This is a genomic window from Sinomicrobium halophytocola (assembly GCF_052983395.1).
In genome coordinates this window covers 36490-51425 of record NZ_JBRKIT010000018.1, presented here as the reverse complement: position 1 = coordinate 51425, position 14936 = coordinate 36490, and the positions used below count along the sequence as shown (strand labels likewise).

General features: G+C 43.8%; 14 protein-coding genes. 7 read left to right on the top strand and 7 right to left on the bottom strand.

Going from position 1 to position 14936, the window contains the following annotated elements; genetic code table 11:
• Positions 1-106: 106 nt before the first annotated feature.
• On the bottom strand, positions 107-1186 hold the full coding sequence (locus tag ACVBDY_RS06325; protein WP_447174622.1) for an isoaspartyl peptidase/L-asparaginase family protein: 1080 nt from the start codon (positions 1184-1186) through the stop codon (positions 107-109).
• 583 nt (positions 1187-1769) lie between these two features.
• On the opposite strand from ACVBDY_RS06325, the gene ACVBDY_RS06320 reads away from it, so the two are divergent.
• Positions 1770-2303, top strand: coding sequence for a 3-hydroxyanthranilate 3,4-dioxygenase (locus tag ACVBDY_RS06320; RefSeq protein ID WP_447174621.1), 534 nt, complete (start codon positions 1770-1772; stop codon positions 2301-2303).
• A gap of 175 nt (positions 2304-2478) precedes the next feature.
• Here ACVBDY_RS06320 and ACVBDY_RS06315 read toward each other — a convergent pair whose 3' ends face one another.
• Positions 2479-2697: a hypothetical protein gene (locus tag ACVBDY_RS06315; RefSeq protein ID WP_447174620.1), complete on the bottom strand. Its 219-nt coding sequence runs from the start codon at positions 2695-2697 to the stop codon at positions 2479-2481.
• 302 nt (positions 2698-2999) lie between these two features.
• On the opposite strand from ACVBDY_RS06315, the gene amaB reads away from it, so the two are divergent.
• Positions 3000-4553, top strand: coding sequence for an L-piperidine-6-carboxylate dehydrogenase (gene amaB / locus ACVBDY_RS06310; RefSeq protein ID WP_447174619.1), 1554 nt, complete (start codon positions 3000-3002; stop codon positions 4551-4553).
• 204 nt (positions 4554-4757) lie between these two features.
• Entirely contained in the window at positions 4758-5222 is a 465-nt protein-coding gene (locus tag ACVBDY_RS06305; protein ID WP_447174618.1) for a copper resistance protein NlpE, read from the top strand.
• 56 nt (positions 5223-5278) lie between these two features.
• Here ACVBDY_RS06305 and ACVBDY_RS06300 read toward each other — a convergent pair whose 3' ends face one another.
• From ACVBDY_RS06300 to ACVBDY_RS06290, 3 genes are all read right to left on the bottom strand, one after another.
• Entirely contained in the window at positions 5279-5689 is a 411-nt protein-coding gene (locus ACVBDY_RS06300) for a DUF4296 domain-containing protein (protein WP_447174617.1), read from the bottom strand.
• 13 nt (positions 5690-5702) lie between these two features.
• The gene (locus tag ACVBDY_RS06295; protein ID WP_447174616.1) at positions 5703-7034 is read right to left on the bottom strand and encodes a dihydroorotase; all 1332 of its coding nucleotides are present in this window, start codon (positions 7032-7034) and stop codon (positions 5703-5705) included.
• Between the two features lie 154 nt (positions 7035-7188).
• Positions 7189-7923 (bottom strand): polyprenol monophosphomannose synthase, encoded by a 735-nt coding sequence (locus ACVBDY_RS06290; RefSeq protein ID WP_447174615.1) that lies wholly within the window; start codon positions 7921-7923, stop codon positions 7189-7191.
• 151 nt (positions 7924-8074) lie between these two features.
• Here ACVBDY_RS06290 and ACVBDY_RS06285 point away from each other — a divergent pair, with 151 nt between their 5' ends.
• The 3 genes from ACVBDY_RS06285 to ACVBDY_RS06275 are packed head-to-tail and all read left to right on the top strand — an operon-like array spanning position 8075 to position 11234.
• Positions 8075-9775, top strand: coding sequence for an ArnT family glycosyltransferase (locus tag ACVBDY_RS06285; protein WP_447174614.1), 1701 nt, complete (start codon positions 8075-8077; stop codon positions 9773-9775).
• 30 nt (positions 9776-9805) lie between these two features.
• A complete protein-coding gene (locus tag ACVBDY_RS06280) occupies positions 9806-10465 on the top strand; it encodes a DUF4271 domain-containing protein (RefSeq protein ID WP_447174613.1) in 660 nt (219 codons plus the stop codon).
• Positions 10466-10487: 22 nt separating this feature from the next.
• Positions 10488-11234: a uroporphyrinogen-III synthase gene (locus ACVBDY_RS06275; RefSeq protein ID WP_447174612.1), complete on the top strand. Its 747-nt coding sequence runs from the start codon at positions 10488-10490 to the stop codon at positions 11232-11234.
• 75 nt (positions 11235-11309) lie between these two features.
• Here the strand turns inward: ACVBDY_RS06275 and pckA are convergent, their stop codons facing one another.
• Positions 11310-12905 (bottom strand): phosphoenolpyruvate carboxykinase (ATP), encoded by a 1596-nt coding sequence (gene pckA / locus ACVBDY_RS06270; RefSeq protein ID WP_447174611.1) that lies wholly within the window; start codon positions 12903-12905, stop codon positions 11310-11312.
• Between the two features lie 77 nt (positions 12906-12982).
• The gene (locus ACVBDY_RS06265; protein WP_447174610.1) at positions 12983-13372 is read right to left on the bottom strand and encodes a DUF423 domain-containing protein; all 390 of its coding nucleotides are present in this window, start codon (positions 13370-13372) and stop codon (positions 12983-12985) included.
• A gap of 145 nt (positions 13373-13517) precedes the next feature.
• On the opposite strand from ACVBDY_RS06265, the gene ACVBDY_RS06260 reads away from it, so the two are divergent.
• On the top strand, positions 13518-14888 hold the full coding sequence (locus ACVBDY_RS06260) for a saccharopine dehydrogenase family protein (protein ID WP_447174609.1): 1371 nt from the start codon (positions 13518-13520) through the stop codon (positions 14886-14888).
• The last annotated feature ends 48 nt before the right edge of the window (positions 14889-14936 follow it).

Genomic DNA, 14936 nt, shown 5'->3' with positions numbered 1-14936 from the left:
TTATTAGGTTTGGTTGCCCGTCAAGGCATTGCTTTTTGATATAAAAGAGGATTCCGTAAGGCTGCTTACATTCCCCTTCTTCCTGTGTTCCTGCTTTTGGGGCCTTTTATTTGCCGTAAATACCTATGTACAGGTCTCCTTCGGCATTCATACTTGCCCTGTACATTCCGGCGGTATTAAATTCCATAACCATATTACCATCGTGGTCCACGGCAATAATGCCACCGTCCCCGCCCAGTTCCGGCAGTTTTTCCCGGATCACTTCCCGGGAAGCTTCCTGAAGGGAAAGGCCTTTGTATTCCATAAGTGCGGAAATATCATAGGCTACCATTCCCCTTATAAAGAACTCTCCCCATCCTGTGGAAGATACGGCACAGGTTTGGTTATTGGCGTAGGTCCCCGCCCCGATGATCGGCGAATCCCCGACACGTCCCCATCGTTTGTTGGTCATTCCTCCCGTGGAGGTGGCTGCCGCCAGGTTACCGTTTTTATCCAGGGCAACACAACCCACCGTTCCGAACTTGGAATCCCTGATGTAAGGATCGTAAAAAGCCGTTTTTTCGTCGTGGTCCAGTTCGGTTTTTTCCTTATCTTTTATTTGCTCCAGCGCTTTCATGCGTTGTTCCGTATAAAAATAGGAGGGGTCTACGATCTCAAGTCCCTGTTCCTTGGCAAAGGATTCCGCTCCTTCGCGGGCCAGCATTACATGTTCGGACTTTTCCATCACGGCCCGCGCCAGGTCAATGGGGTTCTTGACGGTGGTGACTCCGGCAACCGCACCTGCATTTCGTGTTTTTCCATCCATTATGGAAGCGTCGAGTTCATTCTTCCCTTCGTTGGTAAAAACTGCTCCCTTTCCCGCATTGAACAGGGGAGAGTTTTCCATTACGTTAACGGTCTTCTGCACGGCATCCAGTCCGGAGCCCCCGTTTTTAAGGATGTCATAACCCGTTCTTATAGCTTTTTCCAGAACTTTGCGATATTCGGCTTCCCTTTCCGGTGTCATATTCTTTTTTAAAATAGTCCCGGCCCCACCGTGAATAACTATAGCAAAATGTTCTCCTTTCGGCTTGGAAGGTGTTTCCGGTGTTTTGGCGGAGGTATCCGGAGATTCTTTGCATGCTGCGGCCAAACATAATAGTCCTATAAAATAAACAGGTATACGGGCCATGGTTTTTCTGATCATTTCCTGAATAGTTAGTTTTAAGAAATAAATTTAATAAAAATACCTGGCTAATGTTAAGAGACTGTCTAAGTTTTATCCTTTGGTTCTTTTATGCATCTTTTTCCGCCATACTTCAGCTATTTTTCGACACGTAGCTTAGGCTATGTGCCTCAAAATACCTTCGCCTGACGAAAAAATACACTATAATCCCGATAATTATCGGGACCAAAAACAAAATTTAGACAGTCTCTAAAAATAAACCATTTTCCGGCAAACCTGCCCGCGGAGTGCAGGCAGGTTTGCGGAAAGCCTGACTAACTAATCCGGTATTCCGGGAAACCGGTTTCCGGAAAAACAAAACCCTTAACCAAAATTACAATAGTACTGTGTTTCGGGAAATCCCGGGAATCGGGTATTTTTCATATCGGAAAAAATTGGAAGGACACATGCTTTCATACGGATGGAAATCCTTAAATTTAAGGTTTCATAAGAAACAGAACCGGAAAAGGGCAAAACGGGAAGTCTTTTTGTAATGGCCTCCCGTGAATTAGCTTTTTCAACCGAATAAAATTTATATCCGTAGGGAAATACAAATAAACCGGAGATGAGTGTAAAAAAACCTTTTAACCTTCTGCAGTGGATAGAAGACCACAGAGAACTTTTAAAACCCCCGGTAGGGAATAAGAACCTGTATGTAGATTCGGGGGATTATATCGTGATGGTGGTTGCAGGGCCCAATGCGCGTAAAGACTATCACTACAATGAAACCGAAGAGTTCTTTTACCAGATAGAGGGGAACATAAAGGTTATCATCCAGGAAGACGGCCAACGAAAGGAGATGGAACTGGGAGCAGGAGATATTTACCTGAACCCGGCGGGAGTACCACATAGCCCTGTTCGCGGTGAAGGGTCTATAGGCCTTGTTATAGAACGAAAACGGGCAGGGAAAAATTTCACGGACGGATTGTTATGGTATTGCGATAACTGCAATCATAAACTTCACGAAGTATACTTTGAACTGCACGATATAGAAAAAGATTTCCTGCCGCACTTTAAAAAGTTTTACAATTCCGAAGAACTGCGTACCTGTGACCAATGCGGTACTGTAATGGATACCGACCCGCGATTTACGGGGTGACGCACCAGGTGAGCTTTATGCTCCGTCGTTTATAACTATGGGGATTAGTTTATCTGAAACTTTTACTTTGTCCGGTTATTAAGTTAATAGGTTATTTAGGTTACTGAATAACCTATTAACTAAAGTACAATTTCATTGCCGCTTCCTCACCTCCGGACTTGCAGTCCAGAGTGATTTATTTGGTTTTCCGGCTTATCATTACAATTCCTGCGATAAGACAAATAGCACCACCACCCAGCCAGGCATACGCGGTATTTTTGGATGAGGTATCTTCCGCTTTAATTTCAAAGTCGCCGATTTCCAGGCCGCTTTCGCTATCTCCCAGTTTATTTATGCCCATATATCCTGCAGCGAGTCCGGCAAGGACAAGAATAATTGCAATGACTTTTTTCATAATCGTATGTTTTTATGTCTATATCTTATAAAGTTAATAAAAAATTACACATAAAACGGAGAAATAGTTATAATGACCCTGTGGATTCCCTTTTTTATATATGCTATATTGTGTGCTGAATTTCCCTTTTCAAAGAACGTTAGGCCGTTACCTTTTGCCGTGAGCAGTGTAAGTTCTATAAAAGCAGATTTCAGTAAAAGAAGGAATTTTGCGTGCCGGATTTTATTTTTTAACTTCTAACAGAGAAAATAATAATTTGTAACTTCGTGAAAATTTAACAAACCAAGTAAAAAAAGTTATAAATGTCATTAATTGCTACCGATTTTGGAATAGATAAGAGCCTTAGAGCATTAGGATTGACCGATGTTAATAACGGAACTTCTACAGGGAAGAACTTTTTCGGCAGTGGAGATCTCATAGCTTCATATTCTCCGGTGGATGGGGCGCTTATAGGTAAAGTAAGCATCACTGCACGGGAAGATTATGAAAAAGTGGTTACCGCGGCGACCGAAGGTTTTAAAACCTGGCGAACCATGCCTGCACCCCAGAGAGGCGAGATCGTACGCCAGTTTAACGATGAGTTGCGCCGTTTGAAAGAACCCCTCGGAAAGCTTGTGTCTTACGAAATGGGAAAATCTTACCAGGAAGGCCTGGGGGAAGTTCAGGAAATGATAGATATCTGCGATTTTGCGGTTGGCCTGTCCCGCCAGTTACATGGCCTGACCATGCATTCGGAAAGGCCGGGGCATCGTATGTATGAGCAATATCATCCGTTGGGAGTAGTAGGTATTATTTCAGCGTTTAACTTCCCCGTTGCCGTATGGAGCTGGAACACCGCCCTGGCGTGGGTATGTGGCGATGCCTGTATATGGAAGGGTTCGGAAAAAACGCCGCTGACCTCCGTAGCGTGCCAGAACATTGCAGCAAGGGTATTTGCCGAAAACGGGCTTCCGGAGGGCATATCTTGCCTGATTACAGGAGATTATACGGTGGGTGAGATGATGACACGGGACGAACGGGTTCCGCTTATTTCTGCCACAGGATCTATTCGTATGGGGAAAATAGTGGCGCAGGCCGTGGCAGCACGCCTCGGAAAATCCCTGCTGGAGCTCGGAGGCAATAATGCTATTATCGTAACCCCGGATGCAAATATCAAAAATACGGTCATAGGAGCGGTTTTCGGCGCTGTAGGTACCTGTGGACAACGATGTACTTCCACCCGTCGCCTGATCGTTCACGAAGAGATATATGACAAGGTTAAAGATGCCGTTGTAGCTGCATACAAACAACTTCGCATCGGAAATCCTTTGGATGAGAAAAATCACGTGGGGCCGCTTATCGACAAAGATGCGGTAGCCAATTACCTTCATGCGCTGAGAAAGGTAGAAGAAGAAGGAGGTAAGGTATTGGTAGAAGGAGGTGTACTCGAAGGAGAAGGCTATGAGAGCGGATGTTACGTAAAACCCGCTATTGCAGAAGCGGAAAACCATTTTGAAATTGTTCAGCACGAAACTTTTGCCCCCGTACTTTACCTGTTGAAATACAGTGGCGACCTCGACAACGCTATTCGTTTACAGAACGGGGTGAAACAGGGGTTGTCATCGGCCATAATGACCAATAATCTGCGTGAAGCGGAAAGATTTTTGTCCGCAGAAGGATCCGATTGCGGTATTGCGAACGTAAATATAGGGACCAGCGGTGCGGAAATAGGCGGTGCTTTCGGAGGTGAAAAAGAAACCGGGGGCGGACGCGAATCCGGTTCGGATGCGTGGAAAGTATATATGAGAAGGCAAACCAATACGATCAATTATACCACCGAACTTCCCCTTGCCCAGGGAATTAAATTTGACCTATAGCTTTTTTCCGGAAACCGGGGTCGGGTTTCCGGAAGTAATGTTTTTATAAATTGAACTCGTTTAAACTTTTTTGCGCTGCATAGCAGAGCTACGAAGTAATAAAAAGGCAAAATTTGGGGCAAAAAGATCATTTTGCGGCCTCCCGATAATTATCGGGATGGAAAAAATTTAAACGAGTTCACTAACAACATAAATTCACGAAACATGAAAAAAGTAGTTTTAAATGCTGTGGTGGTCATGGGGGTAATGACGCTCCTGATTTCCTGTAAAGACAAGGAAAAACCAGCGACGAAAAGTGTGGAAACGGAACAGATTACAACAGAGGAATCCGAAACTCCTGACATGCACAACGCGGCAAATTCACTGGATTTCGAAGGGGTTTACGAAGGCATTATTCCATGTGCGGACTGTGAGGGAATAAAACTCACCGTCGCCATTAATGAAGATGGGACCTTTAAGGAAGAGAACGAATACCTTGGGGTAGCCAAAGAAAACACTTTTTCGAATGAAGGCACATGGAATATAGAAGAAAGTACCATCACCTTTACGCCCGAAACAGGAGAACCTCATATGTACTTCGTCGGAGAAGGTTTTATTAAGATGCTGGACCAGGAAGGGAATGAGATAGAAAGTGATTTTGCGGAAATGTATATCCTGAAAAAGAAATAATGAAGGTTATTTAATACAGACAAAAAGCGTGGCAGTTGTTTCCTGCGACGCTTTTTTTATTGTGCTTCTTCTCCTTTTACCTGGTTTGTTTTCGACTGATTCCCGGTTTTCCTTTCTTCTTCCCGGGCTTTGTCCTGTGCCTCTTTCATTTCCTTCAGCCTGTTTTCCACTTCTTTATACATGGCTGCATAATCCGAAGGCCTTGAAGCGTAATACGTATTGCTTTCCGCAAACTGAAGACTGTCTACCTGGTGTTTTTGGTAAATATAGGTGTCGGGAACTATATTGTTTTCTTTGAGCACATCCGTGCCGATGCCCCGGGCGGCGTTAACCAGGGCAACATCCAGCAGTATATCCGTCATTTGGTTTTTCGGGATGAGATTTTCCGGTTTTTCCACGGGTTTTTGCTTGCAGGAAGCAATGCTCAACAGGATGCCCGTAAGGATGAATACATGCTTTATGTTCATTTTTTTTCTGTTTCTAACGATTGAACTCCAGCCGCTTTACATTCCGGTATGCGGAGAATTCCCCGTTGTTATACGCCAGGTTACCGTTTACAAAGGTATGGGTTATTGCCGATTGAAAGGTAGTCCCTTCAAAAGGAGACCAGCCGCATTTATATAAAACATTGTCCCTGCTTACGGTTTGAGGGCTGTTGAGGTCTGCCAGGACCAGGTCTGCGAAATATCCTTCGCGGATAAATCCTCTTTGCTTTATGCGGAAGAGTATAGCCGGGTTGTGGCTCATTTTTTCTACCATCTTTTCCAGGGAAATCTTCCCTTTGTGATAGGCTTCCAGCATGGCAACCATGGCGTGTTGCACCAACGGACCTCCGGAGGGTGCATGAGTATAAATATTTTGCTTTTCTTCGAGGGTATGAGGTGCGTGGTCGGTTGCGATAACATCTATACGATCGTCCAGCAATGCCTGCCATAAGCCTTTGCGGTCCGCAGGTGTTTTTACAGCAGGATTCCATTTGATAAAGGTCCCTTTTCTGTCGTAATCGTCATCGCAAAACCAGAGGTGGTGTATACACACCTCGGCAGTGATCTTCTTCTCACGCAGCGGAATATCATTGCGGAAAAGGTCGGTCTCTCTGGCTGTGGAAAGGTGAAAAACATGCAACCTGGCCCCGGTTTTTTCAGCGAGGGCAACAGCACGGGAAGAAGACAGGTAACAGGCTTCTTCACTGCGTATGGCGGGATGGTATTTTATGGGAATATCATCGCCATACATGGTTTTGTATTTCTCCAGGTTGTGTCTTATAGTCGTCTCGTCTTCGCAATGAGCAGAGATCAGCAGGTCGGTTTTGGAAAAGATATTTTCCAGTACCTTTTCGTCATCCACTAACATGTTCCCGGTGGAAGACCCCAGGAAAAGCTTCAGTCCTGCACATGATTTCGGGTCAACCCGAAGTATTTGTTCCAGGTTGTCATTGGTGCCGCCAAACATAAACGAGTAATTGGCGGAAGAGGTATTGGCCGCTATCCCGAACTTTTCTTCAAGCTTTTCTATGGTCGTGGTTTGCGGATTGGTATTTGGCATTTCTATGAAAGAGGTTATCCCTCCCGCAATGGCTGCCCTGCTTTCGGTTTCTATGGTTGCCTTGTGAGTAAGTCCCGGTTCCCGGAAATGCACCTGGTCATCTATAGCGCCGGGAAGGAGGTATTTTCCTTCTGCATCGATCACCGTACAATCTGTAGCAGAGATATTTTTATCGATCCTGGTAATGATCTCGTCTTCGATTAATATATCCGTTTCGAATTTCCGGAATTCATTTACTGCGGTGGCGTTCTTTATCAGTGTTTTCATGGTGCTTCTTTTTACAGGCTTTCGAATAATGGTCCGGAAGCGACTGTGCTTTTATAAGCGTATTGTTTTTGCCCGGCCTTTAATTCACCAATAAAAAGTTATGGAATATCAGTGTATTAATGGCTTATATATTGTTAAAATTTCCGTGTGCTTTTTAAAACCCTTCCCTGTTGAACAGGCTCCGGAATTTCATGGTCAATACTCCAAGAACGGCTTCATTAATGATCTTGCCACTCATCTTTGAATTGCCTTTTTCCCGGTCTTTAAAGATAATAGGTACTTCTACGATATGGAATTTTTTCAGGAAGGCACGAAACTTCATTTCTATCTGGAAAGCATAACCTACGAAACGTATATTGTCGAGGGGAATGCTTTCGATGACCTCTTTTTTGTAACAGATAAAACCTGCCGTAGGGTCGTGTATACGCATGCCTGTGATAATTTTCACATAGAAGGAAGCCCCGTAAGAGAGGAGTACCCGTTTCATGGGCCAGTTCACTACATTAACTCCTTTTACATACCTGGAACCTATGGCAACATCGGCCCCGTGAAGAGAACAAGCATTGAACAGGCGCACCAGGTCGCGGGGATTGTGGGAAAAATCGGCATCCATTTCAAAGATGTAAGGATATCCTCTGTGCAGAGCCCACTTAAAGCCATGGATATATGCCGTTCCCAGTCCGGATTTTTCTTTTCGTTCCTCCAGAAAAAGGCGTTCGGAAAACTCTTGTTGCAATGCTCTGACTTTTGCCGAAGTGCCGTCCGGTGAATTATCGTCCACGATCAGGATATGAAAATCTTTTTTTAACAAAAAAACTTCTCTGATAATGGCTTCTATGTTCTCAATTTCGTTATATGTGGGGATAATCACCAGGCCGTCGGTTCGCATAAATTTTTTAACTAAGATGCAAAAATAGAATTTCCTTCGTTTTTAACTATTATGGCTGGAGAATATTTGATATACAGAACTGTTTTAAGGCTAAAATAGTGTATTATTCTCATATATTATTAAGTATTTTTGCTTGAAATTTTTCGGAAGTATGAGTGTTGCGCAAAGAAAAGAACAATTATTACTGCTTTTTTTAGGAGTATTGACCCTGGTAAATCTGGTCCAGAGCGGGACGACCCAACTGATATATGACGAGGCTTATTACTGGTATTTCTCTCAGGATCTCGCTTGGGGGTATTTCGATCATCCGCCGATGGTTGCATTTTTTGCGGCTGTAGGAACAGCGTTATTCGACAATGAACTGGGGGTGCGTTTTTTTGCACCGTTCCTGTTTTCCGGAACCATCTTCCTGTTGTGGAAACTTATAGACGACCGCAGGAAATATGACCATATATGGATATTTATATTGCTGTCTGCTTCCGTAGCCCTGTTTAACGCGTATGGTTTTTTTATGCTTCCGGATACGCCCTTGTTGTTTTTCGGGGCCTTATTCCTGTACACATACAAAAAGTTCCTGCAGCGCCCGGGCATATGGATGATACTTGCGCTGGGCTTTTCCATGGCGGCGATGATGTACAGTAAATACCACGCGATCCTTCTTATCGGTTTTGTTATCTTGTCCAATCCGAAAATCCTCCTGAGATCTCGTTTCTGGATGGCAGCGGTTTTTGCCCTTATGCTTTATATTCCGCATTTTTACTGGCTGAACGAAATGGACTATGCCCCGTTAAAGTACCATTTGTCCGGCAGGGCAAACAGTTATTATAAGGTTAAATACACGTTGAATTACCTGACGAATGTACTGGTGGTCCTCGGTTTTTCTTTTCCTTTGATATACTGGGCACTGTATAAGTTTACCCGCTTCGGTTATTTGAAAAACCATGTTTTCGACAGGGCGCTTGTTTTTACGGCCTGGGGGATTATCGGATTTTTCTTCCTGTCTTCCTTTAACCGGAAAACACAGGCACAATGGCCGCTTCTCACGGTTTTACCCTTGATTATTTTCGCTTTCCGGTATGCGTTGGACCGGCCGGGATTCAGAAAATGGTTGCGAATTACAAGTATTATTTCCCTGGTAGTGTTGTCTATGGCCCGGGTTATACTGGTCAATGAAAACATCTCTCCTATAAAATACGAAAGCCATGGAAACAAAAAATGGGTACAGAAACTTTATGAAAAAACAGGAGGCCTGCCCGTCGTTTTTGAAGATTCTTACCGCAGTGCCAGTATGTATGGCTTTTATTCGCGGGTACCGGTATATTCGCTGAACAGTGTAAAAAACAGGCAAAATCAGTATGATATTGATAGTGCCGAATATAAATTCCGGCATAAGAAAGTGGCATATATTACAGAGCGTAAAGATTATGATTCTGTCATAAAGGTGCGTATCGGCAAGGGGAAAGGACATATATGGAGAGGGAAGTTTATAAAAGATTTCAGATCTTTCCGCAAACTAATATGCCGGGTGGATAATAAACGAGTGGTTCGGGGAAAAGACTCTCTTTCCCTGACCCTGATAAACCCGTATAACGAGGGCGTGCCATTCGAAGACCTGGAGTTTTACGGACTTGTGCTCAATGAAAAAAGGCATATTATGGATACGATAAATATTTCCCTTGGCAATAACACCGGAAAGACCAGAGTGCTGAGCCCGGAGAGCACTATACACCTCAGTGCCGGAATGGACAGTATCCGGAAATTGAACAAAGGCGTATTTTTCAGGATGTCCGTATCCGAATACGGATATCCGTCAGGTTTTCAGGGGGAAATAGTACCGATAGAAAATGAGTAAGGTGTCGCTTAATCGATAAAAGCAGCTATCATGGATATGGAAATACTGTACAGGGAGGTTGACCAATACACTGTGGAGACTATTTTGCTCATCGGTTGTATTGCCCTGATCACTTTTGCCAAAATCACCCATGAGATAAAGTTCCAGCGTTTTCTGGAAACCTTTTTTTCGGATAAATATTTAAAATTATACGGTAAAGAACAGGAACCCAGCGTTAACAGGTTCAATATCCTACTTTTTATCGTGCAGTTGGTTGTCTTTGGTATGCTCCTGAAACTTACCCTGGAGTATCTGGACTTTGTTCCCGGCAATATCAACTTATTGTTAATTATAACAGGGCTGGGGTTGTTTGTGCTGTTCAAGTTTTACCTGGAAAAGATCATCGCCACGATCTTTGATCTGAATTACTTTCTCGAACAGTACAATTTTTACAAGCTGACGTACAGAAACCTGGTATCCATTATATTACTACCTTTCATGGCACTGCTTATTTATAACCCTATGAATAAGAAGGTTGTCTTATTTGTAACAATTGCCCTGTTTCTTTTGTTAAATGTCATTGCATGGGGCAGGATGTTTAAAAAACATCAAAAATTTCTGTTTAAGAAGTTGTTTTATTTTATTTTGTATCTTTGCGCACTGGAAATAGCACCTTATTTGATTATTGCCCGAGTGGCATTTTTCAGTTAAGGAAATCAAACAAATGGTTAATATGAAAGTGAAAACAATCTTGGTTTCCCAGCCGGAACCTAAAGTAGAAAATTCACCATATTTACAGCTTGTAGAAAAGCAAAAAGTAAAAATAGACTTCAGGCCTTTTATTCATGTCGAGGGAGTTAATGCAAAGGAAGTAAGGCAGCAAAAAATAGATTTAACCAAGTTTACTGCTATTATTCTCACTAGTAGGAATTCCGTAGACCACTTTTTCCGGATTGCCGAGGAAATGCGTTTTAAAGTACCGGATACGATGAAGTATTTTTGCCAGTCCGAAGCCGTGGCTTATTACCTGCAGAAATATGTAGTTTACCGGAAACGTAAGATCTATGTGGGGAAACGTACTTTCCAGGATCTGGCGCCAATGATGAAGAAGTATAAGGATGAGAAGTTTTTACTGCCTTCTTCGGACGTGTTGAAGACGGACGTACCGGAAAGCCTGGACAAGCTGGGAATAGACTGGAAAAGGGCGATTCTTTACAAGACTGTGATCAGTGACCTCTCAGACCTGAGAGATGTTTATTATGACATCCTGGTGTTCTTTAGTCCTTCGGGGATAGAGTCACTTTTTAAGAATTTCCCGGACTTTAAGCAGAACGATACCCGGATAGCCGTATTCGGCAATACAACGGTAAATGCTGCAAACGATGCAGGACTTCGTATAGATATACAAGCCCCGACACCGGAAACACCTTCAATGACTATGGCATTGGAAAAATATATCCTGGAGGCCAATAAGAAATAGAGAAATACGTTAAAAGATTAACTAAAAACCCCCGGTTGCTGTCGGGGGTTTTTGTTTTTGTACAAGTACGGTAGCCTAAAGAGGAGCGCCACTCATAATCTCTTCACTGGCATGAGCCTCAAACCTGGAGAAATTGTTTTTAAAGGCCATGGAAAGTGCTTCTGTCTGTTTGTCGTAGGCAGTCATGTCTTTCCAGGTATTTCTCGGATTGAGCACTTCTGAAGGTACTTCCGGGCACGATTGCGGTACTGCCAGGCCGAACACTGGATGTTTCTCAAAAGCCACTTTTTCCAGGAGCCCGTTAAGGGCGGCAGATATCATAGCCCTGGTATAGCGCAGTTTCATACGCGACCCTAAGCCGTAAGGTCCGCCGGTCCATCCGGTATTTACCAGCCATACATTTACCCCGGCCTCTTTCATTTTAGCACTGAGCATCTCCGCATATTCGGTGGGATGCAAAGGCATAAAAGGAGCTCCGAAGCATGCTGAGAAGGAAGGTACGGGTTCATCGATACCCGCTTCGGTACCTGCTACTTTAGCGGTGTAACCGGATATGAAATGATATGCCGCCTGACCCGGTGTTAGCCTGGAAATAGGAGGCAGAACGCCAAAAGCATCTGCCGTAAGGAAAAATATATTTCCGGGATTATACCCGATAGAGGGTTCCCGGATGTTTTGTATATGGTTAATCGGGTAACTTACCCTGGTGTTTTGAGTGATGGAGATATCGTCAAAGTCGACTTCACCCCTGTTGTTGAGAATAACATTTTCGAGCAAAGCACCTTTTTTGATGGCCCGGTATATGTCCGGTTCGTTCTCTTCCTTAAGGTTAATTACCTTGGCATAGCATCCACCTTCAAAGTTGAATACGGAGTTTTCCGCGGTCCAACCGTGCTCGTCATCACCTATAAGTCTGCGTTGCGGATCGGCGGATAAGGTGGTTTTTCCGGTACCGGAAAGGCCGAAGAAAATGGCCGTACGGTTGTCTTTACCCACATTGGCACTACAATGCATCGGCAGGGTATCCTTAAATACGGGCAATTCGAAATTGAGCGCGGAAAAAATCCCTTTTTTGATCTCACCCGTGTAGCCGGTACCACCGATAAGGACTATTTTTCTGGAAAAGCTGAGAATGGCGAAATTGTGCTGTCTGGTACCGTCTTCCGATGGGTTTGCATGAAAGCCCGGCGCATTAATAACGGTCCATTCCGCTTCAAAATTTTCCAGTTCGTCCTGCGTAGGGCGGAGGAACATATTGTAAGCAAAGAGGTTGCTCCAGGAGTATTCCGTTATAACACGGATATTTGTGCGGTAATCGGGGTCTGCACAGGCGTAACAATCCCGGGCGTAAACCTCTTTTCCGGAAAGATATCCTGTCACCTTCCGGTACAACCGATCGAAGGCTTCCTCGTCAAACGGAATATTAATATCGCCCCACCATACTTTGTCTTTCGTAATATCGTCTTTTACGATAAAACGATCTTTCGGGGACCTCCCGGTAAATTCACCGGTGTTGATGGCAAGAGCCCCGGAAGAAGCTTCTTTACCCTGCCCTTTACTAATGGTGATCTCATGCAACTTTTGCGGAGAAAGCTGATAACGAACCCTGGCATCTTTAATGCCGTACGCCTCTAACGAAATCGTTTTAGTGTTCAGTGTGTTGTTAATCATTACAAAATAGTTAGTGTGTGTGTTTTTACACTACAAAAGTAAAAATTAATCCAAACGAAATCGTTATAGTGTTATATTTATTTGGTTTTTAGCCTAAGAAAGTTAAAAAATAAAACTCCCCAGGCTATGATGAGAAGTGTTCCTCCTATAGGGGTGATAATTCCGATCGTCTTAAAGTCAAAAGAGGTGAGGTCATTGGTTGCGAGCCCGTATATGGAACCGGAGAAAAGAATAACTCCGACCGTCACCAGCGAGTAAATAGTTTTCAGGGCCTTTTCGGATAGCGCGGACAGGTTACCAATCAGTAACAGGAACAGGGCGTGGTACATTTGATATTTAACCCCCGTTTCAAAGGTAGAAATAGCATCGGTCCCGATGGCGGATTTTAAGGCATGGGCCCCGAAAGCCCCCAGTATAATGGCAATGAACCCTAAAATCGTTGCAGTGAGAAGAATAGTCTTTTTCATATAGTGTTTATTCAGGAGAAAAGTTGATGGTAAAACCAACTTATCCCGCTACAATTTTTTATAAATATAACAATTTACTACATTCGTGTTATAAAAATTAATAACGGTAGTTTAAACCAATACAAAAATACATCAGAAAAGTATTATGGAAAACATCTTGATCGTCGGAGTGGGAAAATCTACATCATATCTTATCGATTACCTGTCAAAAGAGTCACGGAAAAAGGGTATACGCATAACCGTAGGGGATATTAATGCGGATAACCTGGAAAGGCTGAAAATGACCTATAATGATATAAATGGTATCCGCCTGGATATTTTCGACAAGAAACAGCGGGAAGAAGCGGTGAAAGCGTCGGACCTGGTCATATCCATGTTGCCTGCCAGGCTCCATGTGGAAGTAGCCAAAGACTGTATTGCTTTCGGGAAGCACATGGTTACGGCGTCTTATGTAAGCGATGAAATGCAGGCGCTTGATGCGGAAGTAAAGAAGAAAGGACTTGTGTTTATGAACGAGATAGGCCTGGACCCGGGCATAGATCATATGAGCGCCATGCATGTTATAGACCGTATACGTGACCGTGGCGGGAAAGTACTACTTTTTGAATCGTTCTGCGGAGGATTGGTTGCGCCTGAGAGCGATAATAACCTGTGGAACTATAAATTTACATGGAACCCGAGAAATGTGGTTGTTGCAGGGCAGGGGGGAACAGCGAAGTTTATCCAGGAAGGGACATACAAGTATATCCCTTACCACAAGCTTTTCCGTCGTACCGAATTCCTGGATGTGGAAGGATATGGCAAGTTTGAAGCTTATGCCAACAGGGATTCGCTGAAATACAGGGAAGCGTACGGACTTGAGGATGTACTCACTCTTTACCGGGGAACCATGAGAAGAGTAGGTTTTTCCAGGGCGTGGAATATGTTCGTTCAATTGGGAATGACCGATGACAGCTACGTTATGGAAGATTCCGAAAACATGAGCTATCGCGATTTTGTCAATGCTTTTTTACCCTATTCCCCGACGGACTCCGTAGAGTTGAAGATGCGGCACTACCTGAAGATCGACCAGGATGATATTATGTGGAACAAACTTGAGGAATTGGGACTGTTCAGCCGGGATAAAAAAGTGGAGCTCCCGAAAGCTACGCCGGCACAGGTCCTTCAAAAGATACTGGAAGAGAGCTGGAGCCTTGCGGAAGATGATAAGGACATGATAGTAATGTACCACAAGTTTGGCTATGAACTGGAAGGTAAAAAGTTCCAGATCGATTCCAGCATGGTCGTAACGGGAGAAGACCGGAAGTTTACGTCGATGTCCAAAACCGTCGGATTGCCGGTCGCCATGGCTGCGTTGCAGATACTCGAAGGGAAAATTACCACACCTGGTGTACAAATACCTTTGAAAAAGGAAGTATATGATCCCATTTTAACGGAATTGGAAAAACAGGGGGTTGTGTTCCGGGAAAAACAAGGTCCTTATATGGGATACAACCCACATAATGTAGCAGGTTAGGAAGAACGCTTAGGGACCTGTTACCTTTTTTTATTGTTGGTGAAGAAA

Bases quoted from the DNA above. Each gene is read 5' to 3' on its own strand.
- ACVBDY_RS06325 (WP_447174622.1), bottom strand. From the start codon at position 1,186: ATGATCAGAAAAACCATGGCCCGTATACCTGTTTATTTTATAGGACTA.
- ACVBDY_RS06320 (WP_447174621.1), top strand. From the start codon at position 1,770: ATGAGTGTAAAAAAACCTTTTAACCTTCTGCAGTGGATAGAAGACCAC.
- ACVBDY_RS06315 (WP_447174620.1), bottom strand. From the start codon at position 2,697: ATGAAAAAAGTCATTGCAATTATTCTTGTCCTTGCCGGACTCGCTGCA.
- amaB (WP_447174619.1), top strand. From the start codon at position 3,000: ATGTCATTAATTGCTACCGATTTTGGAATAGATAAGAGCCTTAGAGCA.
- ACVBDY_RS06305 (WP_447174618.1), top strand. From the start codon at position 4,758: ATGAAAAAAGTAGTTTTAAATGCTGTGGTGGTCATGGGGGTAATGACG.
- ACVBDY_RS06300 (WP_447174617.1), bottom strand. From the start codon at position 5,689: ATGAACATAAAGCATGTATTCATCCTTACGGGCATCCTGTTGAGCATT.
- ACVBDY_RS06295 (WP_447174616.1), bottom strand. From the start codon at position 7,034: ATGAAAACACTGATAAAGAACGCCACCGCAGTAAATGAATTCCGGAAA.
- ACVBDY_RS06290 (WP_447174615.1), bottom strand. From the start codon at position 7,923: ATGCGAACCGACGGCCTGGTGATTATCCCCACATATAACGAAATTGAG.
- ACVBDY_RS06285 (WP_447174614.1), top strand. From the start codon at position 8,075: ATGAGTGTTGCGCAAAGAAAAGAACAATTATTACTGCTTTTTTTAGGA.
- ACVBDY_RS06280 (WP_447174613.1), top strand. From the start codon at position 9,806: ATGGATATGGAAATACTGTACAGGGAGGTTGACCAATACACTGTGGAG.
- ACVBDY_RS06275 (WP_447174612.1), top strand. From the start codon at position 10,488: ATGAAAGTGAAAACAATCTTGGTTTCCCAGCCGGAACCTAAAGTAGAA.
- pckA (WP_447174611.1), bottom strand. From the start codon at position 12,905: ATGATTAACAACACACTGAACACTAAAACGATTTCGTTAGAGGCGTAC.
- ACVBDY_RS06265 (WP_447174610.1), bottom strand. From the start codon at position 13,372: ATGAAAAAGACTATTCTTCTCACTGCAACGATTTTAGGGTTCATTGCC.
- ACVBDY_RS06260 (WP_447174609.1), top strand. From the start codon at position 13,518: ATGGAAAACATCTTGATCGTCGGAGTGGGAAAATCTACATCATATCTT.